The sequence below is a fragment of the Robinsoniella sp. genome (assembly GCF_034124845.1).
In genome coordinates this window covers 1-8170 of sequence record NZ_JAWYAJ010000228.1, presented here as the reverse complement: position 1 = coordinate 8170, position 8170 = coordinate 1, and the positions used below count along the sequence as shown (strand labels likewise).

At 42.1% G+C, this 8170-nt stretch carries 6 protein-coding genes; all 6 read left to right on the top strand.

Features of this window, described 5'->3' with window-relative positions:
- Nucleotides 1–9 precede the first annotated feature (9 nt).
- Nucleotides 10–1452 carry a phosphoglucomutase/phosphomannomutase family protein gene (locus tag ACH2DQ_RS11215; RefSeq protein WP_395026758.1) on the top strand — a complete coding sequence of 481 codons (1443 nt, stop codon included), beginning with the start codon at nt 10–12 and terminating at the stop codon, nt 1450–1452.
- Between the two features lie 233 nt (nt 1453–1685).
- On the top strand, nt 1686–3542 hold the full coding sequence (locus ACH2DQ_RS11210) for a sensor histidine kinase (protein ID WP_394912356.1): 1857 nt from the start codon (nt 1686–1688) through the stop codon (nt 3540–3542).
- 169 nt (nt 3543–3711) lie between these two features.
- Nucleotides 3712–5166: an ABC transporter substrate-binding protein gene (locus ACH2DQ_RS11205; RefSeq protein WP_394912355.1), complete on the top strand. Its 1455-nt coding sequence runs from the start codon at nt 3712–3714 to the stop codon at nt 5164–5166.
- A 110-nt stretch (nt 5167–5276) separates the two neighbouring features.
- Nucleotides 5277–6158: a carbohydrate ABC transporter permease gene (locus ACH2DQ_RS11200; protein ID WP_394912354.1), complete on the top strand. Its 882-nt coding sequence runs from the start codon at nt 5277–5279 to the stop codon at nt 6156–6158.
- 10 nt (nt 6159–6168) lie between these two features.
- A complete protein-coding gene (locus tag ACH2DQ_RS11195) occupies nt 6169–7053 on the top strand; it encodes a carbohydrate ABC transporter permease (RefSeq protein ID WP_394912353.1) in 885 nt (294 codons plus the stop codon).
- A 100-nt stretch (nt 7054–7153) separates the two neighbouring features.
- Nucleotides 7154–7903: a response regulator gene (locus ACH2DQ_RS11190; RefSeq protein WP_394912352.1), complete on the top strand. Its 750-nt coding sequence runs from the start codon at nt 7154–7156 to the stop codon at nt 7901–7903.
- The last annotated feature ends 267 nt before the right edge of the window (nt 7904–8170 follow it).

The following is an 8170-nucleotide window of genomic DNA, read 5'->3' as shown; positions in this document are numbered from 1 at the left end:
GAATAGATTATGGTACATATTGGAACAGGCGGCTGGAGAGCCGTAATCGGAGACGAATTCACAAGGGAAAATATACAGAAACTAGCGATGGCAATGGTCCTGAAAATGAAAGCGGAAGGAGTGGAGGAAGACGGTATGGTCATTGGCTACGACCGGAGATTTTTATCCAAGGAAGCGGTTATGTGGGCCTGCGAAGTCTTTGCCAGAGAAGGAATCCATACGTATTTTATCAACCGTTCCTCACCCACTCCGCTGATTATGTATTACGTTATGAGCCACGGGCTTCACTATGGCATGATGGTGACGGCAAGCCATAACCCGGCTATCTATAACGGAATCAAGGTGTTCACCCAGGGAGGCAGGGATGCGGATGAAGAGCAGACCAGAAATATAGAGGACTATATAGCTGAAGTGGAAGAAAGCTGTAAAAAGGGCAATCCTATTGAGATTACCGAATATGATGAAGCGAAAGATAAGGGTCTGGTAACTGAGTTTAATCCTTTAAATGAATACCTGGATAATATTATAGCTGCCATAGATATGGAAGCCATCAAAGAACGGGGCCTTAGGGTAGCGCTTGATCCGATGTACGGTGTCAGCCAGACATCGATCAAAACCCTCCTTTCCATTGCCCGCTGTGAACTGGAAGTTATTCATGAACGTCATGACACACTGTTTGGCGGGAAGCTTCCCGCACCAAATGCAAATACCCTTCGTTCCCTCCAGAACTATGTTCTGGACCGGGGATGTGATATTGGTATAGCAACTGATGGTGATGCAGACCGTATCGGTGTTATTGATGATACTGGAAGATTTCTACATCCAAATGATATCCTCGTACTGCTGTATTACTATCTGGTGAAATATAAGGGATGGCATGGGGCGGTAGTGAGAAATATTTCCACCACTCACAGGCTGGACCGGGTAGCGGAGAGTTTCGGGGAAAAATGCTATGAGGTTCCGGTGGGGTTCAAATATGTATCTGCTAAAATGCAGGAGATGAATGCCGTAATTGGCGGAGAATCTTCCGGAGGGCTGACGGTACGGGGGCACATCAATGGAAAAGACGGAATCTACGCAGCGGCACTTCTGATTGAAATGATTGCGGTTACAGGCAAAAAGATCTCCCAGATAGCCAGGGATATTGAACTTGAGTTCGGTTTCCTTCATATGGAAGAGAGGGCTTATAAATTCAGCCAGGAGAAAAAAGAAGAAATCCATAATATACTTATGGTACAGAAACTGCTGCCGGAGATTGAAACAGAGGCAGAAAAGGTATCCTATCTGGACGGATGTAAGATCTATTTCAAAAATGGGGGATGGATCAGCGCCAGATTTTCCGGCACAGAACCCCTGCTTCGGATTTTCTGTGAAATGCCAAAGCCAAAAGAAGCGTCAGAACTATGCGGCCTTTTTGAAACGTTTCTGGGGATTGCCTGTGAACCTATTTGATTGGGGGATCATTTCCGGCAGGCGGTATTGATGGGGATGAGGTAAATTGAACAGAGCAGATGCAGTACATAATCCGTACTGCATCTGCTCTCTTTTGGCATAGGTGCATAAAGATTATCGTTACGGTGAAGAAGGAAATCGTTATGCTATAACCACAAATATCCAGAAATTTTCATGCAAATTGCAAGGGTACTATGTTACAATAGATCCATGGAAGAGGGAGGGTCAGGATTATGGAAAATCAGTCTCAGAATGTACAAAAGCCCAGGTCTTTGAAATCGCGGATGCTTTTTTTCATTATGCTTTGCTGGGTAATACCGCTGCTGGTATTATTTGTATTTATGGTTTTTTCTTATCGGAATGAAATACTGGAAAAATCGGAAATGATGTTAAATCTGGGCATCGAAAATGTGACATCTACGATTTCTCAGAGAATAGATGAGGCGATTACGGCATCGAAAAAACCATCTTATGAAGGGGTATGTGAAAAAGCCTGGAGAAAGTACCGGAAAGGCGAGACCAATAAAAATCAGTTTTATCAGGATATTAATAATGAATTAAAAAGCAAGTTTTACATAGACAAGAAATTCAGTATGTTTACCTTCTATCTGGAGGGTGATGATGAACCGTTATGCTATTCGGCAAACAACGAATTTTCTTACTTAAGCTATATGGAACAGATTCATGGGAAAATGAAAGACCTGATTGAGGGCCATTCTTCCGATGCGGTGCTGCGTGTGGTGGATGGGCGGATATATATTGTACGGAATATGTATACGGTTACGAAGTATATTAAGTTTGGAACGCTGATAGTTGAATTGAATCAGGATCAGCTGTTTCGGAATATTCAGATGGATTTAAGCGTCAATGCGGCAATCTGTTTTAATGATGGCGAGGAATTCGTAATGGTGGGAAATCAGGATAAGGATGCTTCCTTTCAGTATTTTCCGGCACTATTTCAGAAGTATGATAAAAATAAAGATGAGACAATCCAGATGGATTTAAGCAACAGTTACAAAGGCTATCTAAAAGAAAAAAAGTGCAGGGATTATAACATAGGTGTTGCTTTTCTGGTCAGCAAGGCATTATTTTATGAATCCCTGTATAATCTATACAAGATTATAGCATGTATCAGCCTGATTCTAATTCCGGTATTAATGTACGGGGTGAAGTTTTTAAATAAGCAGGTAAGTATTCCGGTCAGACGGATGATCCGGGCCTCAGAAGCAATTGAAGAAGGGCAGCTTGGAACTGTGGTAGAGGGAGAAAATATGCCAAATGCTGAATTTTCTTATCTCATGGATTCTTTTAACCGGATGTCCAAACAGGTAAAGTATCTGTTTGACTATGCATATGATGAAAAGCTGGCACGCAGAGATGCTAAAATTATGGCACTTCAGGCACAGATCAATCCACATTTCCTGAACAACACCCTGGAAATGATGAACTGGCAGGCGCGAATGTCAGGAGATATCACCATCAGTAAGATGATCGAATCCCTGAGTACAGTGCTGGATTACCGGATGGACAGAGCAGGAAGCCGTCTGATTAATCTTGCAGAGGAACTCCATTGTGCGGATGCTTACTTCTATATTATATCTATGAGGTTTGGAAAGCGTCTGAAAGTGGAATGGAAGGTTGATGACAGTCTGCTGCAGGTAAAAGTACCGAGGCTTATTTTACAACCGCTCTTAGAGAATGCTGTAGTACATGGCATAGAGCAGGTTAAAAACGGTGTAATTGAAATACAGATATACCACGATGAAACCAAGGTCTATGTAAAGGTGTTGAATTCCGGAAAACCAATAACCAGTGAAGATTTGGAGAAAATCAATGGGATCCTGTCCGGAAGCCCCGGAAGCATTAAAGCTGAGCCGGGGCAGCATACTTCTCTTGGAATCCGCAACGTAAATGAAAGGATCAAGCTGATCTACGGGGAGCAGTATGGCCTTGCCATTACACCGGCCCGGGATGGCAAAACAGAGTCCGTCATTACGCTGCCCTATGAGAAAGAACTGGACAAAGAGGAAGAAATTAATAGACAAAAGGCACAAAAAGAATTGCAGAGCACCGGTAAAATTGGGGAATAAAACGGGTAACTTTGTCGCAGGATTTGATTATTCTTGTGAAGAGGGCAAGAATGAACAAATAATGTCAAGTAGGTCTAATGCATTTTGAGGTCATTACAAGTATAATAGGATTATAAGAAATGAGAGAAATACTCATAGAAATAAAAAACTCATAGGGAGGAAATAAAGTATGAAACTCAAAAAGGTATTGGCAGTAACCATGACAGCAGCGATGACAATGACCATGATGGCAGGTTGTGGAAGCACCACAAGCGCAACAACAGAAGGAAAGAAAACAGAAGCAAGTGCAGCATCTGAGGAAACGAAAGCACCGGCAACGGATGGAGAGACCAAAGAAGCATCAGAAGGCGGCAGCGAAGAAACCGAAGCAGCATCGGAAAGCGCACCGGCGATAGAGACCGCAACATCGAAAAAGGCAGCAGAAGAAGTGGCAGGAGGAAAAGATGTTACCATTAAGACCGTTTCCATGTTCGGCGGAACAGACCCCAATGCCATTGTTTATCAGGCAGTGAATAAAGCATTTATGGAACAGCATCCAAATGTAACCCTGGAAGATGATTCACAAGTATCCAATGAAGAATGGAAGTCCAGAATTGCAGCTGACTTTTCCGTAGGAAATGAACCGGATGTTTTACAGTTCTTTGTAGATGCTACAGCAAATGATATTATTTCCACCGATAAATTAGTACCTTATGATGAGATCGTAAAAGAATATCCGGAATATGCCGGTGATACATTACCGGATGCATTGGATAAGGTAAAAAATGCAGACGGCGTGAAAAGAGCAGTTCCCACAACGGGATATTGGGAAGGACTCTTCTGTAATAAGGATGTATTTGATGAGTGCGGTGTAGAGCTTCCAACTGATTGGGACTCTTTTGCAAAAGCAATTGAAACTTTCAAGAGCAAAGATATCATTCCGGTAGCATGTTCCCTAAATGAAGTTCCTCACTACTGGGTAGAGTTTTGTATGTTATATACAGCCGGACAGGAAGAATATACATCCATGCCGGATAAGGCTCCTGCAAACTGGATCAAAGGCATTGAAGTTATTAAAACAATGAAGGAAATGGGCGCTTTTCCGGAAGATACCGACACCATTGACAACTCTTCCGCAGAGCAGTTATTTAACAGTAAGAAAGCAGCAATGCAGTTAGACGGAAACTGGAGAATGAATGGAATTGATGATAAAGATAACGTGGTAGTAGTTCCATTCCCGGGTGTTCCTGATCAGGCTAAAGATGTGGCAGGTTATATGGTGAGCGGATTATCCTCCGGATTCTATATTACAAGAAAAGCATGGGATGACCCGGACAAGAGAGATGCAGCAGTAAAATTTGTTATGGCTCAGACCTGTAAAGATTCACTGATGAAATACTGGAATGGCGCAGGTATCCCCACCTGTGAAATCTCTGAAGATGAAATGCCTTCTGACAACCTGGCAAAGAGCGGGCTTGAGTATGCCCAGGCTGCAAAAGGACTGGTACTGCCAACTGATGCAAGATACAACACATACAAAGCACTGACCAGCCAGATTTCCGGTATGGCAGCAGGTATGGTCAAAGCAGAAGATATTATCAATGATATGATTACACGTTATAAAAACGGTGAAACCATAGAGTAGTAAATTAAGTTAAAATTGTCCTTGTAAGCAGAGGGAGTTTCCAAAACCGCCCCCTCTGCTTCTTTATACCCAAAATTCAATGTATGATATTAAACAGGAGGTAATTTACCATGTTATATAAGAAAAAATGGCCGCTTCTCATCTTTTTGGTTCCAGGAATTTTATTTCTTGTAATATTCCTGTATGTACCCTTCGTAGAAAATATAAAAAATGCTCTTTATGATATGTCCGTTCCAGTAGCTATGCCAGGCCGTGCATTCCGGTATGTGGGAGCTGAAAATTTCCAGAAACTGTTTTCTGATCCCATGATCCGTGTGGCTCTTGGGAACTCCATAAAAATGATGTTTCTGACCGTAATTTTTGAAGTGGGGATTGCATTTGTCTTAGCAGTATTGGTAAGCAATATTAAGAAAGGACAGCAGTTTTTCAGAACCGTATATTTCTTCCCCATTGTAATTTCCGCAACTGCTATCGGTTTACTGTTTAAATTATTTTATAACTATGATTCTGGTATGCTGAATCAGATTTTAACCGCACTGGGATTTGCCAAGGTGAAGTGGCTGGGTGAAAGCCTTGCATTTATCATGGTATGCATTCCCACACTCTGGTCATATGTTGGATTCTATTTTGTAATCCTGCTGACGGGGCTTAGTGATATACCGGAAGAGGTATACGAAGCAGCATCCATCGACGGGTGCAGTAAATTCAAACAGGTATTTTATATTACAATGCCAATGCTCCGCGGTGTGTTCTGTACTTGTATTACCCTTGCGGTAACGGGAGCTTTGAAGGTATTCGATCTCCCATGGGTAATTGCCAGTCAGGGGGCGCCTTACGGACTGACCCACTTTATGGGAACTTATATGTACCAGACCACATTTGAATTAAATGATTATGGTTATGGCTCTGCAATCGCAATCTTGATCGTTATTCTAGGGGTTATCGTATCCAAGATCGTAACAAAGGTTGCCAGACCAGATGCAAATATGTAGGAGGACGGTTATGACAGAATTAAGATATAGTAAAAATAAAGAATTTTCAATGGATTTACAGATGCCAAAAAGAAAGTTCGGCATTGGAAAAATCGTAATTTATGCAGTGCTGATATTATGGGCAGTCACAACAATCTTTCCATTTTTATGGGTATTTTTAAACTCATTTAAACCTTCTGCAGAGGTAATCAGTAATTCATTCAGTCTGCCTCAGGCATTTGATCTGGCTAATTATAAGAGGGCATTTGAAAGTTTGAACATTTTAAGGGCGTATGGATTCAGTATTACTATTTCAGGATCTGTAACACTTGGAGTTATGCTGCTTTCTACTATGATGGCATTTGCCATGACCAGGTATAATTTCAAGGGAAAGAATTTTATGGACAGTTTTATCGTGGCAAGTTTGATGTTCCCGGTATTTTCCACGATCATACCGGTACTGAGAATGATGGTAAAAGCGGATCTTCTGAGTACGCCGATTGCAGTCATTCTGCCTCAGATAGCTGGAAATTTAAGCTTTGCGGCAATAGTCATGATGGGATTTTTAAGGGGATTGCCAATCGAGATGGAAGAAGCGGCATATATGGAAGGTGCAAATGTATTTCAGGTATTTACGAAAATTATTATACCGCTGTGCAAAGCCTCCCTTTCAACCGTAGCCATTTTCAGTTTCTTATGGTCTTATAATGATTTGTTTGTACAGAAAACCATGATGCGTGATCCCAAAAATATGCCGATCTGTGCATTGTTAGAGATGATCAGTTCCAAATACGGAACAGATTTCGGACTTATGGCAGCTTCGGTAACGCTGATTGTAGTTCCGGTTTTGATTGTATATATTTTCCTTCAGAAAAACATTATTAAGGGATTGACAGCAGGTGCAATAAAGGGATAATATGGATATACTATCCAGGTAAAAGTATCATTTCAGTCGTTGTGTGGATGCGTCTGGTCTGGAGAAGTAAAGTACTGGGGGCGTACTGGGGGCCGTAGTTATGTATAGAGTAGTAATAATTGATGATGAACCAATCATTGTGGAAGGTATCTCAAGAAGTGTGGATTGGAAAAAATGGGATTGTAAAGTGGTTGCCACGGCAAATGACGGCATTGAAGGACAGGAAGTGATCCGGGAGCATAAGCCCAATATCATAGTGTCCGATATCTCTATGCCGGGATTGGACGGACTGGCAATGGCAGCCGGATTGAAGTCAGAATTTGAAAACATGGAAATTACCATCCTGACCGGATTCAGGGATTTTGATTATGCACAGAAAGCCATTCGCCTGGGCGTAACCAGGTTCCTGCTGAAACCTTCTAATATGAGTGAAATAGAGGAAGCGGTAGATGCAATGGTGCAAAATCTCCGGAAGAAGAAAATCACAGGAGAGGCGGATGCGGTGGAAGAGAGTTCCGACAGCGCTGCCAGCAGTTTTATTGTAAAGAATGCATTGAAGTATATTGAGGACAATTATAATCGAAAAATAACGCTTCTGGAGGTGGCAGAGAAGACTTACGTCAGCCAATGGCATTTGAGTAAGCTTCTGAACCGCCATACAGGGCAAAGCTTCTCAGAGTTGTTAAACCATACCAAAATAGAACATGCCAAAGAAATGTTAACAGATCCGTCCCTTCGCATCGGTGATATAGCAGAAGCAGTGGGATTTCTGGATATGGCACATTTTTCAAGGGTGTTTAAAAAGCAGACAGGGATGTCAGCAAATGAATATCGGAACCATGAGGTTTAAGGGCATGGGAGCAGGGCATTTTCCGTTGGCGGTGAACGGGAGGTGCCTTTTTTGGGTTGAAATATGCTCTGGTAATATAGGGAATTCTTTATAGGTGGTTTATTAAATGAAATATATTGGGGTTTTGCTGAGTAAGGACGCTTTGTATAAGATAGGTAGTGTACGAAAAGATGGGCGTGGGAAACTGGTATGGACTCCGTCAGCTGGCCGCGGAACTGGTATTTTCTAACCTTTCCGAAGCGCTTTTTGGCGGCACGCGGGCATTCA